This window comes from Enterobacter sp. E14S, from assembly GCF_055666685.1.
Window position 1 is genome coordinate 955,587 of sequence record NZ_JBVODQ010000001.1, and the last position, 22,538, is coordinate 978,124.

Sequence of the window (22,538 nt, forward strand, 5' to 3'; positions counted from 1 at the left end):
ACATATAATCTCCACTTATTGATTATTCGTCCGGAGTTGCGCCATGACAGTACAGTCACCCGATCTGATCAGCGAACTTTTACGCGGCATGCGTCTGTCAGGTGTGAAATACCGGCGGATCCAGGCCAGCGCGCCGTTTGGCGTCGCCTTCCATCAGGCGCCCGGTAGGGCGCAGTTTCATTTTGTGAGCCACGGTAGCGCCCTGCTGCGAATGGAAAGCGGTGCAACGTTCGAACTGAGCAGCGGCGACGCCCTCTTTATTCCTTGCGGTAATTCTCATGCCCTGCTCTCTGACGAGCGGGCAACCATTACGCCCGTCAATGCCTTTCCCAGCGAGCCCATCTGCAGCTCGGTGTGTGCCATCACCTGCGAACCCTGCCCGGAAAGCGAGAACACCATCATCTTTAGCGGGTGCATGGATTTTGAGCTGGGCGGGATGCAGCCGCTGATCAAGGCGATGCCGGAAGTGATGATGGTCAGCCGGCTGATGTCCACCTGGCCGGAGATCCACCCGCTGCTGGCGGCGATGGAGCGGGAATCCGTGGCGCGTCAGGCCGGGTACGCCGGGATCCTTGCGCGTCTGGCCGACGTGGTGGCCGCGTTAATCGTGCGCGGCTGGGTTGAAGGCGGCTGCGGTAAAGCCACCGGCTGGGTGCAGGTTCTGCGCGACCCGCGCCTGAGCCGGGCCATTTACGCCATGCACCAGCAGCCCGGCCTGAACTGGAGCGTGGCGGATCTGGCAAAAGAAGCGGGCACGTCCCGTTCCGTGTTCGCCGAACGGTTTCTGGCCGCGACGGGAACCACCCCGGCAAAATATCTCAGCGAGCTGAGGATGCGCCTTGCCATCCAGTACATTCGCCACGAAAATCAGCCGATTGAAACCGTCGCGCTGCGGCTGGGGTACGGCTCTCTGGCGGCGTTTAGCCGGGCGTTTAAGCGCATCATTGGACATGCGCCGGGCACGCTGCGGGAAGCCAGCCAGACGCCGGAAGAGGTCTGACGGGCAGGCAATTATTAACGCGAAGCGGGCAATATTCGTCTAAGGTTTTCAGGTGATTGACAACAGCGGTCACGCTGTTTAGTGAAGACAGGAGACGAACTGATGATAAGACCTCGTACACTACGCCCCGCGTTCTTGCCCCTTGCGTTAGGAGGCGCGCTGCTCGGCGTCACGACTTGCGGTTATGCCGACGATGCCCAGACAACCTCACCCGATATTTTGCTGGGCCCTCTGTTTAACGATGTGCAGAGCGCCAAACTGTTTCCCGATCAGAAAACCTTTGCTGATGCCGTCCCCAAAAGCGACCCGCTGATGATTCTGGCGGACTACCGGATGCAGCACACGCAGTCCAGCTTTGACTTACGCCACTTTGTCGAGATGAACTTTACGCTCCCTGCGGAAGGGGAAAAATATGTTCCGCCTGCTGGACAAAGTTTACGTGAGCACATTGACGATCTCTGGCCCGTGCTGACGCGCACCACCGATAAAGCCAGCAACAAATGGGATTCCCTTCTGCCGTTACCGAAACCTTACGTTGTGCCCGGCGGACGTTTCCGCGAGGTCTACTACTGGGACAGCTATTTCACCATGCTGGGCCTGGCAGAGAGCGATCACTGGGACAAAATCAGCGACATGGTGGATAACTTTGCGTATGAGATTGATACCTTCGGCCACATTCCCAACGGCAACCGCAGCTATTACCTGAGCCGCTCCCAGCCGCCGTTTTTCTCAATGATGGTTGAACTGCTGGCGACCCACGACAGCGATGCGCTGAAGAAGTACCGCCCGCAGATGGAGAAAGAGTATGCCTACTGGATGGACGGCGTCGACGCCCTTCAGCCGGGGCAGGCTAACAAACGCGTGGTGAAGCTGGACGACGGCGCTATCCTCAACCGCTACTGGGACGACCGCGACACCCCGCGCCCGGAGTCCTGGCTTGACGACGTGAATACCGCCAAAAGTAACCCTAACCGGCCTGCGACCGAGATCTACCGTGATTTGCGTTCCGCTGCTGCCTCGGGCTGGGACTTTAGCTCCCGCTGGATGGACGATCCGCAAAAGCTCGGCACCATCCGGACCACCAGCATTGTTCCCGTGGACCTGAACGCCCTGATGTTCAAGATGGAAAAACTGCTGGCGCGGGCAAGCCAGGAGAGCGGCGACGCCGCCAGCGCAAGCAAATACGAGGCGCTGGCGACGGCGCGTCAGAAAGCCATCGAGAGCCACCTGTGGAATGATAAAGAGGGCTGGTACGCGGATTACGATCTCAAGAGCAAGAAGGTACGTAATCAGCTCACGGCGGCAGCCCTGTTCCCGCTTTACGTGAAGGCGGCCGCGCAGGACCGGGCCGATAAAGTCGCCGCGGCAACCTCATCGCGCCTGTTGAAACCGGGCGGTATTGCGACCACCACCGTCAATAGCGGCCAGCAGTGGGATGCGCCAAACGGCTGGGCCCCGCTGCAGTGGGTGGCCGCGGAAGGGCTGCAGAATTACGGACAGGAGAAGGTCTCGATGGACGTGACCTGGCGCTTCCTGAAGAACGTTCAGCATACTTACGACCGCGAAAAGAAACTGGTCGAGAAGTATGACGTGTCGACAACCGGTACGGGCGGCGGCGGCGGCGAGTATCCGCTGCAGGACGGCTTCGGCTGGAGCAACGGCGTGACGCTGAAAATGCTGGATCGGGTCTGTCCGAAAGCAAAACCGTGCGACAGCGTGCCGGAGAATCAGCCTGCGGCGAATGATGAGGCTGCGCCGGTGAAAGCTGCGGCGCAGTGAGGGTATTGCCGTGTGTCGGCTACGCCTTACCCGGCCTACGCGTGCTGGCTCTAATCCTCACAAATTAATGCGAGTAGCGAACAATCCCCTCGCCCCTTTGGGGAGAGGGGTAGGGTGAGGGGAACATACGGCTGCGGTGGTCATTCCGTTCACTTTATGTTCCTTGCTACTCTTTAACGACATGGCCTGTGAACGTGCCAGGGTGGCTCAATCGCCACCACCCTGGCAACCCGGGCTCCCGGCGGTAAATCGCCGCTTCGCGGTGCCCTCGTCTTATTCCTTCCGGCTTATCGGGGACGGGCGGAGGTAACGTCCCTGTAAAGCCCGCCCTCTCGGCGCATCCCTGCGCCTCGCCCCGGCCTGCAGGAAACGCCTCAGCGATTTACAGCCGGACCATGGCGTCGCTGCGAATAAATCGTTTCACTTTAAAAATCAGAATCGCTACTGGTTAAAAATTTACTGAAAATCCCTCTGCGCCGGGAAAGAGAAACGATCGTCAGAAGCTATAACTCGCCCCTAACTGATACGTCCTGTCACGTCCAATCCAGCAGTTGGTCGCATCGTAGCAGGTCAGCGTCTCTTTATTGGTGATGTTCTGCGCGCTGGCTTTGAGCGTTAGCCCTGCCAGCGAGGGCAGGATTTCGCCCATCCGGTACGAGGCCGCCAAATCGTACTGCGTGGTGCCGCCCAGTTTACCCGCATCGTTTGCCGGAGAGATTTCCATCGGCCCGGTGTAGCGTGCGCCCGCTCCCAGCATCAGTCCTTTCAGCGGCGTGTTGTCAAAGGTGTAATCCCCCCAGAGGTTAAAGGCATTCTCCGGCACCTGCGTTGGACGTTTACCTTTGTACTTGTCATCTTCCCGGTTGATCGCGTGGGTGTACGCATAGTTGGCAATCAGCGTCAGGTTGTCCGTCGGACGGCTGATGGCGGACAGCTCTGCCCCTTTGGATTCCACTTCCCCGGTCTGACGATAGTTCAGGAATCCCGGATCGGAGGTGACGACATTTTTCTGACGGATGTTAAACACCGAGGCGGTAAAGGTAGTGGCGTAGTCGGCCAGCAGATATTTCACCCCGCCTTCCACCTGCTTGCTGGTGGTCGGTTTGACGTCTTTCGCCACGAGCGTGCCCTGCGGTGAGACCGGCGCAAAACCTTCTGAATAGCTGATAAACGGCGAAATCCCGTTATCGAAGGCGTAAAGCGCGCCCAGGCGTTTGGTGACGCGGTCCTGCGATACCCAGGCTTTATCACCATTTTGCAGGTAGTTGGTGGTGACGGAGCGGTAATCGTCGTAGCGCAGGCTGCCCAGCAGGTTGAGGCCGCCAAACTCTACCTGATCCTGTAAGTAATAGCCGTTCTGCTGATAGCTGAGACGGTTTTTCTGGGCGGTATACAGCCCCAGCGCGCTTTCCTGGATCTGCGAATAGTCAGGATGACGCATATCGATACCCGGCGTGGCCGACGCGTAGCGATAGTGGAAATGGGAGTTCAGCTTCTGATAGTCAAACCCGGCCAGCAGATGGTGTTTCCACTCGCCCAGCGCAACGGTTTTGGTCACCTGGTTGTCGATGTTGAAGCTCTTAAGGTCTTCATCGGTGGTATAGGCAAAGCGGTTGAGCTGATACGCCTCGCTTCCCGTCCCTGTCGCGTAGACGCTGCGCTGGTGGGTATCGATATCGAAATAGCGCGCTTTCTGATTAAAGCCCCAGCCGCTGTCAAACTCATGTTCAAAGCTGTAGCCCAGCATCCATTGACGCTGCTTAAACCCGCTCCATTCGTCTCCGGCATAATCGCGCTTGCCCGCATAGTTTGAGCGCAGGTAGGCGAGCGGCAGCGGGTTAGACGGCGTCAGGCTCGGGCTGTTTTGCGCCAGCGCGTCCAGGGTAAGGCGGGTTTTGCTGTCCGGCTGCCAGGTGACGGACGGCGCAACCAGGTAGTTTTCATACCGGGTGGTGTGCGGCTGATCGTCGTTTTCTGTGGCTTTGCCCAGCAGACGGTAGTTCCAGTCGCTGTCGGAAATCTGCCCGGTTGAATCGAGATAGCCCTCTTTCAGATTACGGTTTCCGGTGTTAACGCCGATTTCGGTTCGGGCTTCCCGCTGCGGTTTTTTACTTTGAATATTTACCAGCCCGCCCGGCGAACCGCCGCCGTAAAGGACCGATGACGGGCCTTTCAGGATATCAACGCTGTCGATCAGCAGCGGATCGATGCGCGCTTTGGTATTGCCGGTGACGTTATAGGGCAGCTGCAGCCCGTTGTAGAACTCCTGGTCGACGGTAAAGCCACGAATTTTATATTCGCTCATGTAGGAGGTATTCCCCCGCACCTCGGTTGAGACGCCCGGGGCATAGCGCAGGATTTCATTCACCGAATTCGCGTGACGCTTTTCAATTTCCGGCGCAGAGAGGGTCGTGATGACCTGCGGCGTTTTACCTTCGGCAACGGCCGATTTGGTGGCGCTGTTCGTCCAGGCCGGCAGCGCGCTGCCCTGCTCTGAGCCCGTGACGACAATGGTGGATTCTTCGGCGAACGCCGGGACCTGCAATGCCAGCGTGACGGCCCCTGCCAGGGCGCAAAGCGTAAAACGTGAGGTATTCATAATGTCGTCTTGTTGTTAGATGCAATACGGAACGACAATTATTATCATTTAGATTAACAAATCAATACTCAGGCAAAAAAACGGCCCTCCGCAGAGAGCCGTTCATGTCAATTTATGCTCGTCGCAGTAACCTGAATATGCCCAGCACCACAATGGCACCCACGACAGCGACCAGAAAACTGTGCAGGTCGAAACCACTTATGTTGCCTCCAAAGCCAAACATCGTCGCCAGCCAGCCGCCCACAACCGCACCAACGACCCCGAGTACACAGGTCAAAATAAAGCCGCCGCCATCGTTTCCCGGCATGATCAGTTTAGCGATAGCGCCAGCAATAAGACCAAAGATAATCCAGGCGATGATACCCATAGCGATGCCCTCTTGCAGGTTTAACGCGTGCGCAGAAAACCTTCTGCACAGCTAACTTAAGTATAGGTCATCGCCGGAAAACCATTTTCATCTCACCGACTTATCTTTGCTTAAACAGGCAAAAAAAACTCACCGGTTTGTATTAAGTTTCATTGCAGATTGCCGATAACGCTAAGACAGTCTGTCATCAATCAAGGAGCCATCCGGCGTGAGTCATTACAGTGAGCAGTTCCTCAAGCAAAATCCGCTGGCTGTATTAGGGGTATTACGCGACCTGCAAAAAGGTGAAGTGCCGCTGCGCATCAGCTGGTCGAATAATCAGTTCATCAGCAAGATCCTTGACGCCTCGCAGGATCGGCTGGTGATTGATTTAGGCAGTCAGGAGTATGAAAACCGCGCGGCGCTGAAAGCGGAGAATATCGCGGTGATGGCCGAAACGCAGGGCGCCAAAGTGGAGTTTGTCCTGTCGCGGCTGGAACTGAGCGAATACCAGGGACTGCCGGCTTTTGTTACCCCGCTTCCGACCAATCTCTGGTTTGTTCAGCGTCGTGAATATTTCCGCATCAGCGCCCCGCTCCATCCCGCCTATTTTTGTAAGGCCAAAATGCCTGACAAAAAAGAGATCCGCTTCCGCCTCTTCGATCTGTCGCTGGGCGGCATGGGCGCGCTGATGGACACGCCGAAACCGGACGGGCTGGTAGAGGGCATGCGGTTTACGCAAATTGAACTGGATATGGGGGGCTGGGGTCGCTTTTATTTCGATGCGCAGCTGATTGCCATCAGCGACCGCACCGTCGTGGACAGCAAAAATGAAACCATCACCACGCCGCGTCTGAGCTTTCGTTTCCTCAACGTCGGGCCCGGCGCAGAGCGTGAGCTTCAGCGTATTATCTATTCCCTGGAGCGGGAGCGCGGGAACGCGCAAATAAGGTACTGTAAAGAAATCGGGCAGCGTGACCGCCGCCCGTCTGCGGCATTACATGGCATCCATCGCTTTCTGCACTTTCCAGATATAACGAGGCGCCTGTGGTGCCGGGTGATTTTTCGCCACATGTTCAAAGAATTCGTCTTTGTCCATGTCGTTAATCTCTTCTATCGCCTCTTTGCGGTCAGAGGAGAAGGTTCTGAGCAACGCACCGGCACCGTTAACGTAAGACACCACCAGCGCGTACTGCATCACCTCTGGATCCTTAATCCCCTTCAGCACGCCATGCTCCATAATGCTCAGGTAGGCCGTGCCCATTGAAATGTTGCGTTCCGGATTTTTCAGCTCGCTGGTCGACGGCTGGCCGTTCCAGCCCATGTAGCGATAAACCTCTCTCCCCGCCGTTGACGCTTTAAGCTGCATCAGCCCCACCGCGTTAGATTTGCTGACAAGCGTGGGATTACCGCCGGACTCCACCGCAATGATCGCCGTGATGAGACGCGGGCTGACGCCCCAGGCCTTCCCGGCTTGCTCACTGATCGGCATCCACTGCATGGCCCGTTTCACCGGTACTTCCGGGTTCCAGGGCGGGTTTTGATAATCATGTTTTGAACTACAGCCAGCAAGCAACACAATCAAAAAAGCAAACCATCTCAATTTCACGTCATCTATCCTTATAGCCGGTCATCGCGGTGCGCCGCCTCTTGAAGCAGGCAGCGTATAAGCGGCATGATATAGACAATTAGTTTCTCATTCAGCAAGGAATTGCCATGTCTCAGTTTCATCTCATCGCGCCGTCGGGCTACTGCATTAACCAGGACGCGGCGCAGCGGGGCGTTCAGCGTTTGCTGGAATCTGGCCATCAGGTAGAAAATCAGACGATTATCCCCCGCCGCCAGCAGCGTTTTGCCGGTACCGAAGCGCAGAGGCTGAATGATATCAATAGTCTGGTGAACCTGACGGGCGAAAACCGGGTTGTGCTTGCGGTGCGAGGCGGATATGGCGCGAGCCGGCTGCTGGAGAGCATTGACTGGCAGGGGCTGGCGCTGCGCCAGCAGCAGGATCCGCTGCTGATCTGCGGCCACAGCGATTTCACCGTCATCCAGCTTGGGCTGCTGGCCCTGCATAACGTCATCACCTTCAGCGGTCCGATGCTGGCCGGTAACTTCGGCGCACCGGAGCTGGATGCGTTTACCGTGGAACATTTCTGGCGCGCGCTGCGCAATTCCACCTACAGCGTGGAGTGGCAAGGCAATGGACCGCACTGGGAATGTGAAGGCCAGCTCTGGGGCGGCAATCTGGCGATGCTGGTCTCGCTCATCGGCACGCCGTGGATGCCGCAAATCGAGAACGGCATTCTGGTGCTGGAAGATATCAACGAACATCCGTTCCGCGTCGAGCGCATGCTATTGCAGCTTTATCATGCCGGTATTCTTGAACGCCAGTCCGCGATTGTGCTGGGCAGCTTCAGCGGCTCTGCCCCGAATGACTATGACGCGGGTTACTCCCTGGAGACCATGGTCGACTTCGTTCGCTCGCGGCTGGATATTCCGGTCATCACCGGTCTCGATTTCGGCCATGAGCAGCAAACCGTGACCCTGGCGTTGGGGGCGCACGCCACCCTGATCCACAATGATTCCGGCAGTCGGCTGACCATCAGCGGTCATCCTGTCATAAAGGCATAAAAAAGCCGTTATACCCCCTTAATAAAACGCTGTTGCCGTTGTTAATATGTTAGGGTTTTAGTAACAGCGTTAACATTGAGGTGGGAGTAAGAGAACATTGGATGCCGCAGCGATAATCAGCCTTTTCATTTTGGGTTCCGTCCTTGTAACCAGCAGTATTTTATTAAGTTCATTTTCATCGCGTCTCGGCATACCTATTCTTGTCATTTTCCTCGCCATCGGCATGCTGGCCGGCATTGATGGCATTGGCGGTATCCCATTCGATAACTACCCCTTCGCCTACATGGTGAGTAACCTCGCGCTGGCGGTGATCCTTCTGGACGGCGGGATGCGCACCCAGGCGAGCTCCTTCCGCGTGGCCTTAGGGCCTGCGCTGTCGCTCGCCACGGTCGGCGTGTTGATTACCTCTGGCCTCACCGGGATGATGGCCGCGTGGCTTTTCCATCTCAATATCATGGAAGGTTTGCTGATTGGCGCCATCGTGGGCTCAACCGATGCGGCAGCGGTGTTTTCCCTGCTCGGCGGAAAAGGGCTTAACGAACGCGTCGGCTCCACGCTTGAGATTGAATCCGGCAGTAACGATCCGATGGCGGTGTTTCTCACCATCACCCTGATTGAAATGATCCAGCAGCACGAGACGGGCCTGAGCTGGATGTTCGTCTGGCATATTCTGCAGCAGTTCGGGCTGGGGATTGTTATCGGCCTGGCGGGGGGATACCTGTTACAGCAGATGATCAACCGCATCTCGCTGCCGGCGGGACTTTACCCCCTGCTGGCGCTGAGCGGCGGCATTCTCATTTTTGCCGTCACCACCGCAGTGGACGGCAGCGGCATTCTCGCGGTCTATCTCTGCGGGTTCCTGATGGGCAACCGCCCTATTCGCAACCGCCATGCCATTTTGCAGAACTTCGACGGCCTGGCGTGGCTGGCGCAAATCGGCATGTTCCTGGTGCTGGGCCTGCTGGTTACGCCATCGGACCTGCTGCCGATCGCCGTTCCGGCGCTGCTGCTGTCCGCGTGGATGATCTTCTTCGCCCGTCCGCTGTCGGTATTTGCAGGCCTGCTGCCGTTTCGCGGCTTCAACCTGCGCGAGCGGGTCTTTATCAGCTGGGTGGGGCTGCGCGGCGCGGTGCCAATTATCCTTGCGGTGTTCCCGATGATGGCCGGCCTGGATAACGCGCGGCTGTTCTTTAACGTGGCGTTCTTCGTGGTGCTGATTTCCCTGCTGTTCCAGGGAACCTCGCTCGGGTGGGCGGCGAAAAAAGCCAAAGTGGTGGTGCCTCCCGTGGGCTGGCCGGTCTCCCGCGTGGGGCTCGACATTCACCCGGAGAACCCGTGGGAACAGTTCGTCTATCAGCTGAGCGCCGACAAATGGTGCGTGGGGGCCTCGCTGCGCGATTTGCACATGCCGGCCGAAACGCGCATTGCCGCCCTGTTCCGCGATAATGTCCTGCTGCACCCTACCGGCAGCACCCGCCTGCGCGAAGGGGATATTCTCTGCGTCATTGGCCGCGAGCGCGACCTGCCCGCGCTGGGCAAGCTGTTCAGCCAGTCGCCTCCGGTGGCGCTGGATCAGCGTTTCTTCGGCGATTTTATTCTGGAAGCCAGCGCTAAATTTGCGGATGTGGCGCTGATTTACGGTCTGGATGAAGGTGCTGAAGACGGTGATAACCCGCAAACGCTGGGCGAAATCATCCAGCAGCGGCTTGGCGCTGCCCCGGTCGTAGGCGATCAGGTTGAGTTTGCCGGGATGATCTGGACCGTTGCCGAAAAAGAAGATAATGCGGTGCGGAAAGTCGGTTTAAGGCCGATGGAAGAGGAAGCGGAGTAGTTTTTTGCCGGGTGGCGGTTTCGCCTTACCCGGCCTACAAAACCCTCGACGTAGGCCGGGTAAGCGTTAGCGCTACCCGGCTAACATAAGTTACACCGTCACAACCGGCACTCTTGGTGCCAGCGCGCACATCAATTCATACCCCACCGTGCCCGCCGCGGCAGCCACGTCATCAATTTTGATTTCGTTACCCCACAGCTCTACCGGTGAGCCAATGCCCGCCTGCGGGCATGGCGTCAGGTCAACGGCCAGCATATCCATAGATACGGTGCCCACCGTTCCCGTGCGAACCCCATCGACCCAAACCGGCGTGCCGGTCGGCGCGATGCGCGGGTAGCCGTCTGCATAACCGCCCGCCACGATGCCAATCCGCTGCTCGCCCTTTGCCCGGTAGCGGCTGCCGTAGCCCACCGTGTCCCCGGCCTTCAGCGTCTGCACGCCAATGATTTCACTGCGCAGGGTCATGACCGGCTTCAGGCCGCTGTTGGCGATATCCTGCCACTGGCCTGAGGGAGACGCACCGTAGAGAACGATCCCCGGACGCACCCAGTTATAGTGCGCCTCGGGATGCCACAGCGTGGCCGCCGAGTTCGACAGCGAGCGCGGGCAATCCAGCCCTTCTGCCGCCTGCTCAATGCGGACCATGGCATCGGCAATACCGTCGGGTTTTTCCGCGTCGGCAAAATGCGCCATCAGCGTCATTTCGCCCACGTTCTTCATGGCGCGCAGCTGCTGCCACACCGTATGCACCCGCTCAGGCTGGAAGCCCAGGCGGTTCATGCCGCTGTTCACCTTGAGATAGATATCCAGCGGAGCATGGAGCTTCGCATCCTGGATCGCCTTAATCTGCCAGTTGCTGTGTACGCTGGTGGTCAGCCGGTACTTATCCAGCAGCGGCAGATCGTCCGCATGGAAGAATCCTTCCAGCAGTAGAATCGGCCCTTTCCAGCCGCGCTCGCGCAGCAGAATGGCCTCTTCCAGATTCAGTAGCGCAAAACCGTCGGTCGCGCTCAGCGCGCTCCAGATACGATCGATACCGTGGCCGTAGGCATTCGCTTTCACCACCGACCAGACGCGCGAACCCGGGGCTGCCCGACGAACAATTTGCAGATTATCCTTCAGGGCCTGCAGGTTCAGCTGGGCCAGAACAGGACGGGACATGACAACTCCTTAGCTATGCGCGCCGTGCAGGTGCTGTGGACGCGAAGGCGTAAACCCCGATTGATAGCGCGCGGCGCTTAAATCGTCAAACGGAATTGCCGGCGTGCGCCCGGAAATCAGGTCGCTCAGCAGCTGGCCCGATCCGCAGGCCATCGTCCAGCCGAGCGTGCCGTGTCCGGTATTTGTCCACAGGTTTTTAAACGGCGTGCGCCCTACGATCGGCGTGCCGTCCGGGGTCATCGGACGCAGGCCGGTCCAGAACGTCGCCTGCTCAACAAAACCGCCGCGCGGGAAGAGATCGCCCACGACCATCTCCAGCGTTTCACGACGCGGCTGCAGCAGTTCGGTGTTGAAGCCAACAATTTCCGCCATGCCGCCCACACGAATGCGGTTGTCGAAGCGGGTAATGGCGATTTTGTAGGTTTCGTCCAGAATGGTCGACACCGGGGCGCCGCTCTCTTCTTTCACCGGAATGGTCAGCGAGTAGCCCTTCAGCGGATAAACCGGAATGTCGAGAATGCCTTTCAGCATGGCGGTGGAGTACGAACCAAACGCCATCACGTAGGCATCGGCTTTGATCACCTCGTCGCCGCACTTCACGCCGTAAATTTTTTCGCCTTCCGACAGCAGTTTGTCGACGGAGGTGTTAAAGCGGAACTTCACCCCCGCCTGCTCGCACATCTGCGCCAGACGCTGCGTAAAGAGCTGGCAGTCGCCGGTTTCGTCATTCGGCAGGCGCAGGCCGCCCGTCAGCTTATGCGCCACTTCCGCCAGCGCCGGTTCAACCTGGCCAAGCTGGCTGGCTTCCAGCAGCTGGTACGGTACGCCGGCATCTTCCAGCACGGCGATATCGCGGGTGGCATTTTCGTACTGTTGCTCGGTGCGGAACAGCTGTAGCGTACCACCCTGGCGGCCTTCATACTCAATCCCCGTCGACGCGCGCAGCGCTTTCAGACAGTCACGGCTGTATTCCGCCAGACGCACCATGCGCCCTTTGTTCTCCATGTAGTGCCGGGTGTCGCAGTTGCGCAGCATCTGCCACATCCACTTCAGCTGGAACTGCGTGCCGTCAAGGCTGATGGCCAGCGGCGCATGGCGCTGGAACATCCATTTAATCGCTTTCAGCGGAACGCCCGGCGCAGCCCACGGCGCCGCATACCCCGGAGAGATTTGCCCGGCGTTCGCCGCGCTGGTTTCAAGCGCGGGACCGGATTCACGATCGATAACGGTTACGTCATGTCCCGCCTGACTTAAATACCAGGCGCTGGTTACCCCAACGACACCACTTCCCAGTATGACAACACGCATAGCCACTCCATTATGTGCAAAAGAACAATCTTCTAATTACAGATTGATAACCTAGTTGAAAATATTATTCAACATACGACTTTTTTATGGTGACTTACCTCACACATCCCCCAGCATCAGGGGATAGTGCTAATTTGGGATCTCCTGCTGCGCGTTATTTTTAACCAGCATAATATGCTGAGACATACCGTTTTTTTGCCGTATCAAAAACGCGAAATCGCAAAGAAAAAATTTCTGCCCCAGCACGCTTTTTAACACGTTGATCTATGCTTGAAAGGAGGCTCTCCAGACAGAGAGAGCACCCACAACGAGGGCGCGCTAATGGCTACTATTGATTCCCTGAACAAGGACAACACACGTCTGAGCGATGGACCCGACTGGACCTTCGAGCTGCTGGATGTTTACCTCGCCGAAATCGACCGGGTCGCAAAGCTGTATCGTCTGGATACCTACCCCCATCAGATTGAAGTCATTACGTCCGAACAGATGATGGACGCCTACTCCAGCGTCGGGATGCCGATTAACTATCCGCACTGGTCGTTTGGTAAAAAATTTATTGAAACTGAACGACTGTATAAGCACGGCCAGCAGGGGCTGGCGTATGAGATTGTGATTAACTCCAATCCGTGTATTGCCTATTTAATGGAAGAGAACACCATTACCATGCAGGCGCTGGTGATGGCGCACGCCTGCTACGGGCACAACTCATTTTTCAAGAATAACTACCTGTTCCGCAGCTGGACGGATGCCAGCTCCATCGTCGATTACCTGATCTTCGCCCGTAAATACATTACCGACTGCGAAGAGCGCTACGGCGTGGACGAAGTGGAAAAACTGCTCGACTCCTGCCACGCGCTGATGAACTACGGCGTAGACCGCTACAAACGTCCGCAGAAAATCTCCCTGCAGGAGGAGAAAGCCCGGCAGAAGAGCCGCGAAGAGTACCTGCAAAGCCAGGTGAACATGCTGTGGCGAACCCTGCCGAAGCGTGAGGAGGAAAAAACGATCGCCGAAGCGCGTCGCTATCCGTCCGAGCCACAGGAAAACCTGCTCTATTTTATGGAGAAGAACGCTCCGCTGCTGGAGCCGTGGCAGCGTGAGATCCTGCGCATCGTGCGCAAGGTGAGCCAGTATTTTTACCCGCAAAAGCAGACGCAGGTCATGAACGAAGGCTGGGCGACCTTCTGGCACTACACCATTCTCAACCATCTGTACGACGAGGGAAAAGTGACCGAGCGGTTCATGATGGAATTCCTCCACAGCCATACCAACGTGGTGTTCCAGCCGCCCTACAACAGCCCGTGGTACAGCGGAATAAACCCGTATGCGCTTGGCTTCGCCATGTTCCAGGACATTAAGCGCATCTGCCAGTCGCCGACGGAGGAAGACAAGTACTGGTTCCCGGATATCGCCGGTTCTGACTGGCTGGAAACGCTGCACTTTGCGATGCGCGACTTTAAGGACGAGAGCTTCATCAGCCAGTTTATGTCGCCGAAGATCATGCGTGATTTCCGCTTCTTCACCGTGCTGGACGACGACCGCAACAACTATCTGGAGATTTCCGCTATCCATAACGAAGAGGGATACCGTGAGATCCGCTCTCGCCTCTCTTCCCAGTACAACCTGAGCAATCTTGAGCCGAATATTCAGGTATGGAACGTCGATTTGCGCGGTGACCGCTCCCTGACGCTGCGCTATATTCCGCACAATCGCGCGCCGCTGGATAAAGGGCGTAAAGAGGTGCTGAAGCACGTGCATCGCCTGTGGGGCTTTGACGTGCAGCTGGAGCAGCAGAATGAAGACGGGAGCGTCGAGCTGCTGGAACGTTGCCCGGCGCGGTTGAATACGCTGTAGTGACGCTTTTGCCCGGTGGCGCTACGCTTACCGGGCCTACAAAACCCGTAGGTCGGGTAAGGCGTAGCCGCCACCCGACGAAAAAAAACCTCTCATACGAGAGGTTTTTTCTTTTAGCGGGTCTGAATCGCTAAATCACCCGGCAGCGTTTTCTGCATACGGTGCCAGATTTCACCGGAATCGTGACCGTAGCGGCGCACCGTCTCATAAACCTGATCGTGCAGGCCTTCGGTACAGAGCTTGCTCAGCTTGTGGTAGAAGCCCAGCGCCAGGCTACGCGCTTCCGGATTGGCAAAGTAGTGGCGGCCAATGCGGGTGTAAAGCCCTTTCATACCGTTGAGGATCAGCCCATACACCGGGTTGCCGGAGGCAAACGCCAGGCCGCGGAACACGTTGTAATCGAGAGTGGCAAAAGCATCGGCATGATCTTCCACCTCGTTCGCGCTGGCCAGCACCGCAAGGGCGTCTTCCGGATGCTGACGGAAAGCGGTACGAATAAAGATCGTCGCGATGTTGGTGCGAACGGAGAGCAGATTATCAATGAGCTGCGGCACGCTTTCATGGTCAAGACGCGCCAGCGTTTCAAGAATGTTCAGCCCGGACGTTTCCCAGAAATTGTTCACTTTCGTAGGCTTACCGTGCTGGATCGTCAACCAGCCATCGCGCGCCAGCCGCTGAAGCACTTCACGCAGCGTGGTGCGAGTGACGCCAATCAGTTCAGAGAGTTCGCGTTCAGCCGGAAGAATGGACCCCGCAGGGAAACGATTATTCCAGATGCTTTCAATGATGTACTCTTCCGCGAAACCCGCCGGGCTCTGCGCCTTAATGACCATAGTGAGATTTCCATTACACAGCTTTAGCAAATTGGACTCATCATACCAGAGGCACGCAGTGGCAGGTAGCGCGGCAAAGAGAGAAAAGAGGGATCGCCGTTTCATTTTTGTGAAATTTACAATGCAGCCTTATCCGCCTCCAGGCCGCGATTTTTGCGTATACTGATGTTTTGTCTTACTTGACGGGAAGGACGTCTGTTGTGGAAATTTCTTTTGGGCGCGCGCTATGGCGCAATTTTTTAGGTCAGTCTCCTGACTGGTATAAGCTGATACTGCTGGTTTTCCTGGTCGTTAATCCCATCATTTTTAGCGTGAATCCCTTTATCGCCGGCTGGCTGCTGGTGGCGGAGTTTATCTTCACCCTGGCCATGGCGCTGAAATGTTATCCCCTTCTGCCGGGCGGATTGCTGGCGTTTGAAGCCGTCGTCATCGGTATGACCAGCGCCGGGCATGTCAAAGCAGAGCTGGCGTCTAATCTCGAAGTGCTTCTGCTGCTGATCTTTATGGTGGCCGGCATCTACTTTATGAAACAGCTGCTGCTGTTCATCTTCACGCGCCTGCTGCTCAGCATTCCGTCGAAAATGTTCCTCTCGCTGGCGTTTTGCCTTGCCGCCGCCTTCCTGTCGGCGTTCCTGGATGCGCTGACGGTCGTTGCGGTAGTGATCAGCGTCGCGGTTGGGTTTTACGGAATTTATCACCGCGTGGCCTCCTCTCGCCCAAATGAGGACCTGCAGGATGACAGCCACGTTGAGGCGCATAACCGTGACGTGCTGGAACAATTCCGCGCGTTTCTGCGCAGCCTGATGATGCATGCCGGCGTGGGTACCGCGCTGGGCGGCGTGATGACCATGGTGGGCGAGCCGCAAAACCTGATCATTGCCAAAGCGGCGGGCTGGAACTTCGGTGATTTCTTCCTGAGAATGGCCCCGGTGAGCGTACCGGTGCTGATCTGCGGGCTGGCGACCTGTCTGCTGGTGGAGAAGTTTCGCCTCTTTGGCTACGGGGCGCAGCTCCCGGAGCCGGTTCGTCAGGAGCTGCATAAATTCGATGTACAGAGCCGAAGCCAGCGGACGCGCCAGGAGACGCTACGACTGATTGCTCAGGGGATCATTGGCGTCTGGCTTATCGCGGCGCTGGCGTTCCATCTTGCCGAAGTGGGGCTGATTGGCCTGTCAGTCATTATTCTCGCCACCACCTTTACCGGCGTGACGGACGAACATGCCATCGGCAAGGCGTTTACCGAAGCCCTGCCGTTTACCGCACTGCTGGCGGTGTTCTTTGCCGTCGTGGCGGTGATTATCGACCAGCACCTGTTCGCGCCGATTATTTCCTTTGTATTACAGGCATCACCGGATGCTCAGCTCTCGCTGTTTTACCTGTTTAACGGCCTGCTCTCGTCGATCTCAGATAACGTCTTCGTCGGGACGGTCTACATCAACGAGGCCAAAGCCGCTATGGAGCAAGGCGTTATCAGCGCCGGACAGTTTGAGCTGCTGGCCGTGGCGATCAACACCGGCACCAACCTGCCGTCGGTAGCGACGCCAAATGGCCAGGCCGCCTTCCTGTTCCTGCTGACCTCCGCCCTCGCGCCGCTCATACGTCTTTCTTATGGCCGGATGGTTTGGATGGCGCTGCCCTATACGCTGGTGCTCACGATCGTCGGATTGCTTTGCGTCAAAATTACCCTCATTCCCTGTACGCAATGGCTGGTACAAGCGGGTATACTTGCGGCGCAGTAAACTATGCATCTCGGGCAGTTCGCTGCCCGTTTGCCTTTTCGCACGATAAACATCCAATTACGTTTTATTTCGCCAGGTACAGGTGGCGCGAAAAACGAATTCGTTTACACTGCGCTTTCTAAGCATGTTCCAGGGAAATGATTATGTTGAGATTTTTAAACCAGTGCTCCCGCGGTCGCGGAGCGTGGTTGTTAATGGCCCTGACCGCCTTTGCGCTGGAAATGGTCGCGCTGTGGTTCCAGCATGTAATGGGACTGAAACCTTGCGTACTGTGTATTTACGAACGCAGCGCGCTGTTCGGCATTATGGGTGCGGGCCTGGTGGGTGCGATTGCCCCAAAATCGCCGCTTCGCTATGCCGGGATTGCCATCTGGATCTACAGCGCCTGGAAAGGAATTGAACTCTCCTGGCAGCACACCATGATGCAATTGCATCCGTCGCCGTTTATGACCTGTGATTTTGCCGCCCGCTTCCCGAGCTGGCTGCCGCTGGACAAATGGCTGCCGCAGGTGTTTGTCGCATCCGGTGACTGCTCCGTTCGTCAGTGGGAATTCCTGACGCTGGAGATGCCGCAGTGGCTGGTGGGTATTTTTGCCGCCTACTTCGTCGTGGCGCTGCTGGTGCTGATTGCCCAGCCGTTCAAACCGAAGAAACGCGATTTGTTCGGAAGGTAAACGCAAAACGGCAACCAAGGTTGCCGTTTTTAGCGTTTGCGCCCTCTCCCACGGGAGAGGTTGGGGTGAGGGCATCAGGCCGCACAAGCACAAAAAAACCCGCCTCGGCGGGTTTTTTAATCTCAACGGGTCGGGTGGTTCATGATGTGATCTTCCCAGTCCTGCACCTCGGACTCTTTCACCGCAATGTGGCGCACAGAAATACGTTCACCGTGCATCGCCGCTTTTGAACCGGTCAGCAGCGGATGCCAGTCAGGCAGACCTTTCCCTTCCGCCAGCAGGCGATACGCGCAGGTATGCGGCAGCCATTCAAACGTCGGCAGATTATCCCGGGTTAACTTGATGCAGTCAGGCTCAAATTCAAACCGGCGCTCATAGTTGCGGCACTGGCAGGTTTTAATGTTTAACTGCTTGCAGGCAACGTTGGTGAAGTAGATTTCGTCCGTATCTTCATCCATCAGCTTGTGCAGGCAGCACTGCCCGCAGCCGTCGCACAATGATTCCCATTCCGCGTCAGTCATGTCGTCGAGAGTTTTGCTTTGCCAGAAAGGGATGTCGTTCATCAGGATGTCCACACGTCAAAAGAAAGCGCACCTTATAACGAGTCTGGCACGTTGTTGCAAGTTTTGCCGCCCTCTTCAGGCGGCAAGATGGGGTTACAGCACGCGGGTTTTCAGCGACAGGCCGTTAAAACCGACCTCAAGCTCGTCACCGCTGAGTAGCGGGCCAACACCTTCTGGGGTTCCGGTCAGGATCACATCGCCCGGCTTCAGGGTAAAGAAGCGGCTCATGTAGGCGATCAGCGGCACAATCTTATGGATCATGTCTGCCGTGGTGCCCTGCTGGCGGATCTCACCGTTAACCTTGAGGCTGAGCGGCGTGTCCTGCGGATCGCCGGTAAATTCGCTCACCGGCACAAACGCCGAAATCGGGCAGGAATTATCAAACCCTTTGGCTTTTTCCCACGGCTGTCCTGCTTTCTTCATTTTGCCCTGCACGTCACGCAGGGTCAGATCCAGCGCCACGCCGTATCCGGCAATCGCTTTTTTAACATGTTCTTCTGAGGCCTGGCGCAGCGTCGCGCCGATCAGCACCGCGAGTTCAACTTCGTGATGCACCGAACCCAGCCCCTGCGGCAGCGCCAGCGGCTGGCGGATATCGCAAAGCGCCGTTTCAGGCTTAATAAACAGGACCGGCTCTTCTGGCGTCGCGCTGCCCATCTCCTGAATATGTTTTGCGTAGTTGCTGCCCACGCAAACCACTTTGCTGACGGGATAATCCAATAATGCACCTTGCCAGTTATGATGTTGATACATGGTCGACCCCTAAACGGTTGATGTGTTGTGCCCAAAAACAGTTGAGACTATTTTTTGCCGTTCGCCTCAAGATGCTGTTTTAATAAATTCTCGGGTGGCGGTGGAAGCTGTAAATAATAGCCTTGCTCGGCTAAGGCCGTTTTCACTTTATCCAGATCGGCATTAATCAGTTTCTTACGACCATCAAGCGGCAGCAGCATCGCCAGCTGTGGTCGGCCAAAGTTCTTCATTAATTCTTCAGGCACGCGTGAAAAATCGTCTTTCTTTTCGACATAAAGATAGGTCTGGTCACGGCTTGTACTTCTGTAGATCACACAAAACATGTTTTTACTCTGAATTAATGGGTGGTTGCTTGCCTCAATATACTCCTGACTATAACATGCCTGATACTCTTCGGAATATCGCAGCGAGTGGTTGCGGTTAATAGCAAATTGAGTAAGGCCAGGATGTCAAACACGCCCATCGAGCTTAAAGGCAGTAGCTTCACCTTATCAGTGGTACATTTGCATGATGCAAACCCGAGGTTATTCGTCAGGCGTTAGAAGACAAAATCGCCCAGGCTCCCGCCTTTCTAAAGCACGCCCCTGTTGTTATCAACGTCAGCGGTCTTGAGGCTCCGGTTAACTGGAAACTTCTCCAGCAGGCCGTCTCCTCGACCGGACTACGTATCGTGGGCATCAGCGGCTGCAAAGATACTGAGCTGAAAGCGGAAATTGAGCGTGCGGGGCTGCCTCTTCTGAATGAGGGCAAAGAAAAAGCCTCGCGTGCGGCACCCGTTGCCGTGCAAACGCCCCCTCCTGCGGTGCAAAACGTTACTACCGTCACAAAAACGCGAATGATTGATGTGCCGGTTCGTTCCGGTCAGCGCATTTATGCACCAAACTGTGATCTGATTGTTACAAGCCACGTCAGTGCTGGCGCTGAGCTGATTGCAGATGGCAATATTCACGTATACGGTATGATGCGTGGACGTGCGCTCGCAGGTGCAAGTGGCGATCGAGATGCGCAAATATTTTGTACTCACCTGACGGCGGAACTGGTGTCCATCGCAGGTGAATATTGGCTGAGCGACAAGATCCCAGCCGAATTTTATGGCAAAGCGGCTCGCCTGCTTCTGGCAGACGACGCGTTGACCGTTCAACCGTTGAATTGATCCCTTTTTAACAAGGAATTTCTATGGCACGCATTATTGTTGTTACTTCGGGTAAAGGAGGCGTTGGCAAGACCACCTCCAGCGCGGCCATCGCTACTGGTTTGGCCCAGAAGGGAAAGAAAACCATCGTTATCGACTTCGATATCGGTCTGCGTAACCTCGACCTCATCATGGGATGTGAGCGTCGCGTCGTGTATGACTTCGTAAACGTCATTCAGGGCGATGCCACGCTTAACCAGGCGATGATCAAAGACAAGCGCACCGAGAATCTCTACATTCTCCCGGCTTCTCAGACGCGTGACAAAGACGCCCTGACCCGTGAAGGCGTGGAAAAGGTGCTCGACGATCTGAAAAAAATGGATTTCGACTTCATTGTCTGCGACTCCCCAGCTGGCATCGAAACCGGTGCCCTGATGGCGCTTTACTTCGCTGATGAAGCGATCATCACCACCAACCCTGAAGTTTCATCCGTGCGTGACTCAGACCGCATTCTGGGTATCCTCGCCTCTAAATCCCGTCGTGCGGAAAATGGCGAAGACCCGATTAAAGAACACCTGCTGCTCACCCGCTACAATCCGGGCCGCGTGAACAAAGGTGACATGCTGAGCATGGAAGACGTGCTGGAGATCCTGCGCATTAAGCTGGTGGGCGTTATCCCGGAAGATCAGTCCGTGTTACGCGCCTCTAACCAGGGCGAGCCAGTGATCCTTGATACATTGGCAGATGCAGGTAAAGCTTACGCCGATACCGTTGACCGTCTGCTGGGAGAAGAACGTCCTTTCCGCTTCATTGAAGAAGAGAAGAAAGGTTTCCTCAAACGCCTGTTCGGAGGATAAGTTATGGCATTACTGGACTTTTTTCTCTCGCGGAAAAAGAACACCGCCAACATCGCAAAAGAACGTCTGCAAATTATCGTTGCGGAGCGTCGTCGTAGCGACGCCGAGCCTCACTACCTGCCGCAGCTGCGCAAGGACATCCTGGAAGTGATCTGTAAGTATGTGCAGATTGACCCGGAGATGGTCACGGTGCAGCTGGAACAAAAAGACGGGGATATTTCGATTCTGGAGCTGAACGTGACGCTCCCGGAAGCGGAAGAGTCGCGTCCGTAGGTTTGTGTTTTCGCCGCCCCGGTAAGCGCAGCGCCACCGGGGAAATATGCCGGGTATTTCGCCCGGCATATTTTTTTATCGCGGGTAACCGTCCAGCAGCGTTTTCAGGCGATCGGCCATCAATTCCCCGCGCCAGCCCGCCATCATCTCCGGCACGCCATTTTGCGGCTTCAGCTTCCAGTGCCAGTTCAGCAGCTGGTTAATCTGACGACGTGAGGCGAGCAGTTCCGCGCTCAGCTTGCTTTCCATTGCAACCGCCTGCACCAGCGCTTTGATATCCTTAAACGCTTTGCGATAGCCCGGCATGTCCATCAGGTTCAGCAGCGGTTCTGGCAGCGCATCTTCCGGCAGCTCCTGCGCTTTGGCGACCAGCGCCAGCAGGGTTTTACCGTGGAAGCGGATCTCGCTGCCCGAAAGGCCAATGCTGTCCAGCTCGCCCAGGCTGCCCGGCATATAGCGCGCGACTGCCCAGAGATGCTCTTCGCGAACCACAAAGTTAACGGCCAGATCGCGCTCACGCGCTTTACGCAAGCGCCAGTCTGCCAGCAGCTGCAGGCATGCCAGCTGACGCGTGCGCAGCTGCCAGGCGTTGCTGATATCGCGCCAGGCCTCTTTCGGGTCAACCACTTCCTGACGACGCTGCTGGGTCATACGGCACTCGTCCAGCGCAGCAGCGAGCCAGCCGGAGGCTTCCGCCTCTTTCATCAGCTGTCCGGCAATCGGCAGCAGGTAAAACACGTCTGCCGCCGCATACTCCAGCTGACGCTCGGTAAGCGGGCGCGCCAGCCAGTCGGTACGGGATTCGCTTTTATCCAGCGTCAGGCCCGTATACTCCTCCACCATGGCAGCAAAGCCCCATGAGAGCGGACGATTGCTGAATGCCGCGAGGATCTGCGTGTCAATCAGCGGCTGGGGCATGATGCCAAAGGTGTTCAGAAAGACTTCCAGATCTTCACTGCCTGCGTGCAGGTATTTCGTCACGGCGGTATCGAGCAGCAGGTCACGCATCGGCGTCCAGTCGGTAATGCCGAGAGGGTCAATCAGCGACACGTGTTTACCGTCGTACATCTGAATCAAACCCAGCTGCGGATAATAGGTTCGGGTACGGACAAACTCGGTATCCAGGGCAATGGCAGGAAAGTCGCGCGTCACTTCGCACAGCGAAGCCAGCTCGTCGTTGGTCGTGATCATCTGGTAATTCAAAA

The 22,538-nt window shown here is 56.6% G+C and carries 19 protein-coding genes and 2 pseudogenes; 11 read left to right on the top strand and 10 right to left on the bottom strand.

Annotated features, from left to right (window positions below):
- Positions 1-43: 43 nt before the first annotated feature.
- Together ACZ6J2_RS04555 and ACZ6J2_RS04560 are read left to right on the top strand one after the other, a co-directional pair.
- A complete protein-coding gene (locus tag ACZ6J2_RS04555) occupies positions 44-1,000 on the top strand; it encodes an AraC family transcriptional regulator (RefSeq protein WP_471724950.1) in 957 nt (318 codons plus the stop codon).
- A gap of 102 nt (positions 1,001-1,102) precedes the next feature.
- Positions 1,103-2,779 (top strand): alpha,alpha-trehalase, encoded by a 1,677-nt coding sequence (locus ACZ6J2_RS04560; RefSeq protein WP_471724951.1) that lies wholly within the window; start codon positions 1,103-1,105, stop codon positions 2,777-2,779.
- Positions 2,780-3,275: 496 nt separating this feature from the next.
- On the opposite strand, the gene ACZ6J2_RS04565 is transcribed toward ACZ6J2_RS04560, so the two are convergent.
- The gene (locus tag ACZ6J2_RS04565) at positions 3,276-5,378 is read right to left on the bottom strand and encodes a TonB-dependent siderophore receptor (RefSeq protein ID WP_471724952.1); all 2,103 of its coding nucleotides are present in this window, start codon (positions 5,376-5,378) and stop codon (positions 3,276-3,278) included.
- Between the two features lie 112 nt (positions 5,379-5,490).
- Positions 5,491-5,745 (bottom strand): GlsB/YeaQ/YmgE family stress response membrane protein, encoded by a 255-nt coding sequence (locus tag ACZ6J2_RS04570; RefSeq protein ID WP_008502662.1) that lies wholly within the window; start codon positions 5,743-5,745, stop codon positions 5,491-5,493.
- Between the two features lie 208 nt (positions 5,746-5,953).
- Here ACZ6J2_RS04570 and ycgR point away from each other — a divergent pair.
- Positions 5,954-6,684 (top strand): annotated as a pseudogene (ycgR, locus tag ACZ6J2_RS04575) (flagellar brake protein YcgR).
- 37 nt (positions 6,685-6,721) lie between these two features.
- On the opposite strand, the gene emtA reads toward ycgR, so the two are convergent.
- The gene (emtA, locus tag ACZ6J2_RS04580) at positions 6,722-7,333 is read right to left on the bottom strand and encodes a membrane-bound lytic murein transglycosylase EmtA (RefSeq protein ID WP_064672703.1); all 612 of its coding nucleotides are present in this window, start codon (positions 7,331-7,333) and stop codon (positions 6,722-6,724) included.
- Between the two features lie 107 nt (positions 7,334-7,440).
- Here emtA and ldcA point away from each other — a divergent pair, with 107 nt between their 5' ends.
- Together ldcA and ACZ6J2_RS04590 are read left to right on the top strand one after the other, a co-directional pair.
- Positions 7,441-8,355 (top strand): muramoyltetrapeptide carboxypeptidase, encoded by a 915-nt coding sequence (gene ldcA / locus ACZ6J2_RS04585; RefSeq protein WP_471724954.1) that lies wholly within the window; start codon positions 7,441-7,443, stop codon positions 8,353-8,355.
- A 97-nt stretch (positions 8,356-8,452) separates the two neighbouring features.
- Entirely contained in the window at positions 8,453-10,186 is a 1,734-nt protein-coding gene (locus ACZ6J2_RS04590) for a potassium/proton antiporter (protein ID WP_471724955.1), read from the top strand.
- A 90-nt stretch (positions 10,187-10,276) separates the two neighbouring features.
- On the opposite strand, the gene dadX is transcribed toward ACZ6J2_RS04590, so the two are convergent.
- A complete protein-coding gene (dadX, locus tag ACZ6J2_RS04595; RefSeq protein WP_039263625.1) occupies positions 10,277-11,347 on the bottom strand; it encodes a catabolic alanine racemase DadX in 1,071 nt (356 codons plus the stop codon).
- A 9-nt stretch (positions 11,348-11,356) separates the two neighbouring features.
- On the bottom strand, positions 11,357-12,655 hold the full coding sequence (locus ACZ6J2_RS04600) for a D-amino acid dehydrogenase (protein ID WP_032658462.1): 1,299 nt from the start codon (positions 12,653-12,655) through the stop codon (positions 11,357-11,359).
- Positions 12,656-12,976: 321 nt separating this feature from the next.
- Here ACZ6J2_RS04600 and ACZ6J2_RS04605 point away from each other — a divergent pair, with 321 nt between their 5' ends.
- Entirely contained in the window at positions 12,977-14,509 is a 1,533-nt protein-coding gene (locus tag ACZ6J2_RS04605) for a SpoVR family protein (RefSeq protein ID WP_023293929.1), read from the top strand.
- Between the two features lie 113 nt (positions 14,510-14,622).
- Here the strand turns inward: ACZ6J2_RS04605 and fadR are convergent, their stop codons facing one another.
- Positions 14,623-15,342: a fatty acid metabolism transcriptional regulator FadR gene (gene fadR, locus ACZ6J2_RS04610; RefSeq protein ID WP_023336056.1), complete on the bottom strand. Its 720-nt coding sequence runs from the start codon at positions 15,340-15,342 to the stop codon at positions 14,623-14,625.
- 200 nt (positions 15,343-15,542) lie between these two features.
- Here fadR and nhaB point away from each other — a divergent pair, with 200 nt between their 5' ends.
- Together nhaB and dsbB are read left to right on the top strand one after the other, a co-directional pair.
- Complete coding sequence (gene nhaB / locus ACZ6J2_RS04615) at positions 15,543-17,081, top strand: Na(+)/H(+) antiporter NhaB (RefSeq protein WP_471724957.1); 1,539 nt, start codon at positions 15,543-15,545, stop codon at positions 17,079-17,081.
- 143 nt (positions 17,082-17,224) lie between these two features.
- Complete coding sequence (gene dsbB / locus ACZ6J2_RS04620; protein WP_023312182.1) at positions 17,225-17,755, top strand: disulfide bond formation protein DsbB; 531 nt, start codon at positions 17,225-17,227, stop codon at positions 17,753-17,755.
- Positions 17,756-17,877: 122 nt separating this feature from the next.
- Here dsbB and ACZ6J2_RS04625 read toward each other — a convergent pair whose 3' ends face one another.
- The 3 genes from ACZ6J2_RS04625 to ACZ6J2_RS04635 all read right to left on the bottom strand — a co-directional run bounded on the left by ACZ6J2_RS04625 (position 17,878) and on the right by ACZ6J2_RS04635 (position 19,394).
- A complete protein-coding gene (locus tag ACZ6J2_RS04625; RefSeq protein ID WP_033145818.1) occupies positions 17,878-18,318 on the bottom strand; it encodes a YcgN family cysteine cluster protein in 441 nt (146 codons plus the stop codon).
- Between the two features lie 93 nt (positions 18,319-18,411).
- A complete protein-coding gene (locus ACZ6J2_RS04630; protein WP_029742142.1) occupies positions 18,412-19,071 on the bottom strand; it encodes a fumarylacetoacetate hydrolase family protein in 660 nt (219 codons plus the stop codon).
- 47 nt (positions 19,072-19,118) lie between these two features.
- Positions 19,119-19,394, bottom strand: a complete 276-nt coding sequence (locus ACZ6J2_RS04635) for a YcgL domain-containing protein (RefSeq protein ID WP_029742143.1) — start codon at positions 19,392-19,394, stop codon at positions 19,119-19,121.
- Between the two features lie 123 nt (positions 19,395-19,517).
- On the opposite strand from ACZ6J2_RS04635, the pseudogene minC reads away from it, so the two are divergent.
- The 3 genes and pseudogenes from minC to minE all read left to right on the top strand — a co-directional run bounded on the left by minC (position 19,518) and on the right by minE (position 21,333).
- Positions 19,518-20,224 (top strand): annotated as a pseudogene (gene minC / locus ACZ6J2_RS04640) (septum site-determining protein MinC).
- A gap of 23 nt (positions 20,225-20,247) precedes the next feature.
- The gene (gene minD / locus ACZ6J2_RS04645; RefSeq protein WP_029742160.1) at positions 20,248-21,060 is read left to right on the top strand and encodes a septum site-determining protein MinD; all 813 of its coding nucleotides are present in this window, start codon (positions 20,248-20,250) and stop codon (positions 21,058-21,060) included.
- A gap of 3 nt (positions 21,061-21,063) precedes the next feature.
- Complete coding sequence (gene minE / locus ACZ6J2_RS04650; protein ID WP_008500504.1) at positions 21,064-21,333, top strand: cell division topological specificity factor MinE; 270 nt, start codon at positions 21,064-21,066, stop codon at positions 21,331-21,333.
- A 75-nt stretch (positions 21,334-21,408) separates the two neighbouring features.
- On the opposite strand, the gene rnd is transcribed toward minE, so the two are convergent.
- Positions 21,409-22,536 (bottom strand): ribonuclease D, encoded by a 1,128-nt coding sequence (gene rnd, locus ACZ6J2_RS04655; RefSeq protein ID WP_471724959.1) that lies wholly within the window; start codon positions 22,534-22,536, stop codon positions 21,409-21,411.
- Between the last annotated feature and the right edge of the window lie 2 nt (positions 22,537-22,538).

What these genes read in the sequence shown, in the direction of transcription:
- ACZ6J2_RS04555 (WP_471724950.1), top strand. Translation starts at nt 44, where the DNA reads ATGACAGTACAGTCACCCGATCTGATCAGCGAACTTTTACGCGGCATG.
- ACZ6J2_RS04560 (WP_471724951.1), top strand. Translation starts at nt 1,103, where the DNA reads ATGATAAGACCTCGTACACTACGCCCCGCGTTCTTGCCCCTTGCGTTA.
- ACZ6J2_RS04565 (WP_471724952.1), bottom strand. Translation starts at nt 5,378, where the DNA reads ATGAATACCTCACGTTTTACGCTTTGCGCCCTGGCAGGGGCCGTCACG.
- ACZ6J2_RS04570 (WP_008502662.1), bottom strand. Translation starts at nt 5,745, where the DNA reads ATGGGTATCATCGCCTGGATTATCTTTGGTCTTATTGCTGGCGCTATC.
- ldcA (WP_471724954.1), top strand. Translation starts at nt 7,441, where the DNA reads ATGTCTCAGTTTCATCTCATCGCGCCGTCGGGCTACTGCATTAACCAG.
- dadX (WP_039263625.1), bottom strand. Translation starts at nt 11,347, where the DNA reads ATGTCCCGTCCTGTTCTGGCCCAGCTGAACCTGCAGGCCCTGAAGGAT.
- ACZ6J2_RS04600 (WP_032658462.1), bottom strand. Translation starts at nt 12,655, where the DNA reads ATGCGTGTTGTCATACTGGGAAGTGGTGTCGTTGGGGTAACCAGCGCC.
- ACZ6J2_RS04605 (WP_023293929.1), top strand. Translation starts at nt 12,977, where the DNA reads ATGGCTACTATTGATTCCCTGAACAAGGACAACACACGTCTGAGCGAT.
- fadR (WP_023336056.1), bottom strand. Translation starts at nt 15,342, where the DNA reads ATGGTCATTAAGGCGCAGAGCCCGGCGGGTTTCGCGGAAGAGTACATC.
- dsbB (WP_023312182.1), top strand. Translation starts at nt 17,225, where the DNA reads ATGTTGAGATTTTTAAACCAGTGCTCCCGCGGTCGCGGAGCGTGGTTG.
- ACZ6J2_RS04625 (WP_033145818.1), bottom strand. Translation starts at nt 18,318, where the DNA reads ATGAACGACATCCCTTTCTGGCAAAGCAAAACTCTCGACGACATGACT.
- ACZ6J2_RS04630 (WP_029742142.1), bottom strand. Translation starts at nt 19,071, where the DNA reads ATGTATCAACATCATAACTGGCAAGGTGCATTATTGGATTATCCCGTC.
- ACZ6J2_RS04635 (WP_029742143.1), bottom strand. Translation starts at nt 19,394, where the DNA reads ATGTTTTGTGTGATCTACAGAAGTACAAGCCGTGACCAGACCTATCTT.
- minD (WP_029742160.1), top strand. Translation starts at nt 20,248, where the DNA reads ATGGCACGCATTATTGTTGTTACTTCGGGTAAAGGAGGCGTTGGCAAG.
- minE (WP_008500504.1), top strand. Translation starts at nt 21,064, where the DNA reads ATGGCATTACTGGACTTTTTTCTCTCGCGGAAAAAGAACACCGCCAAC.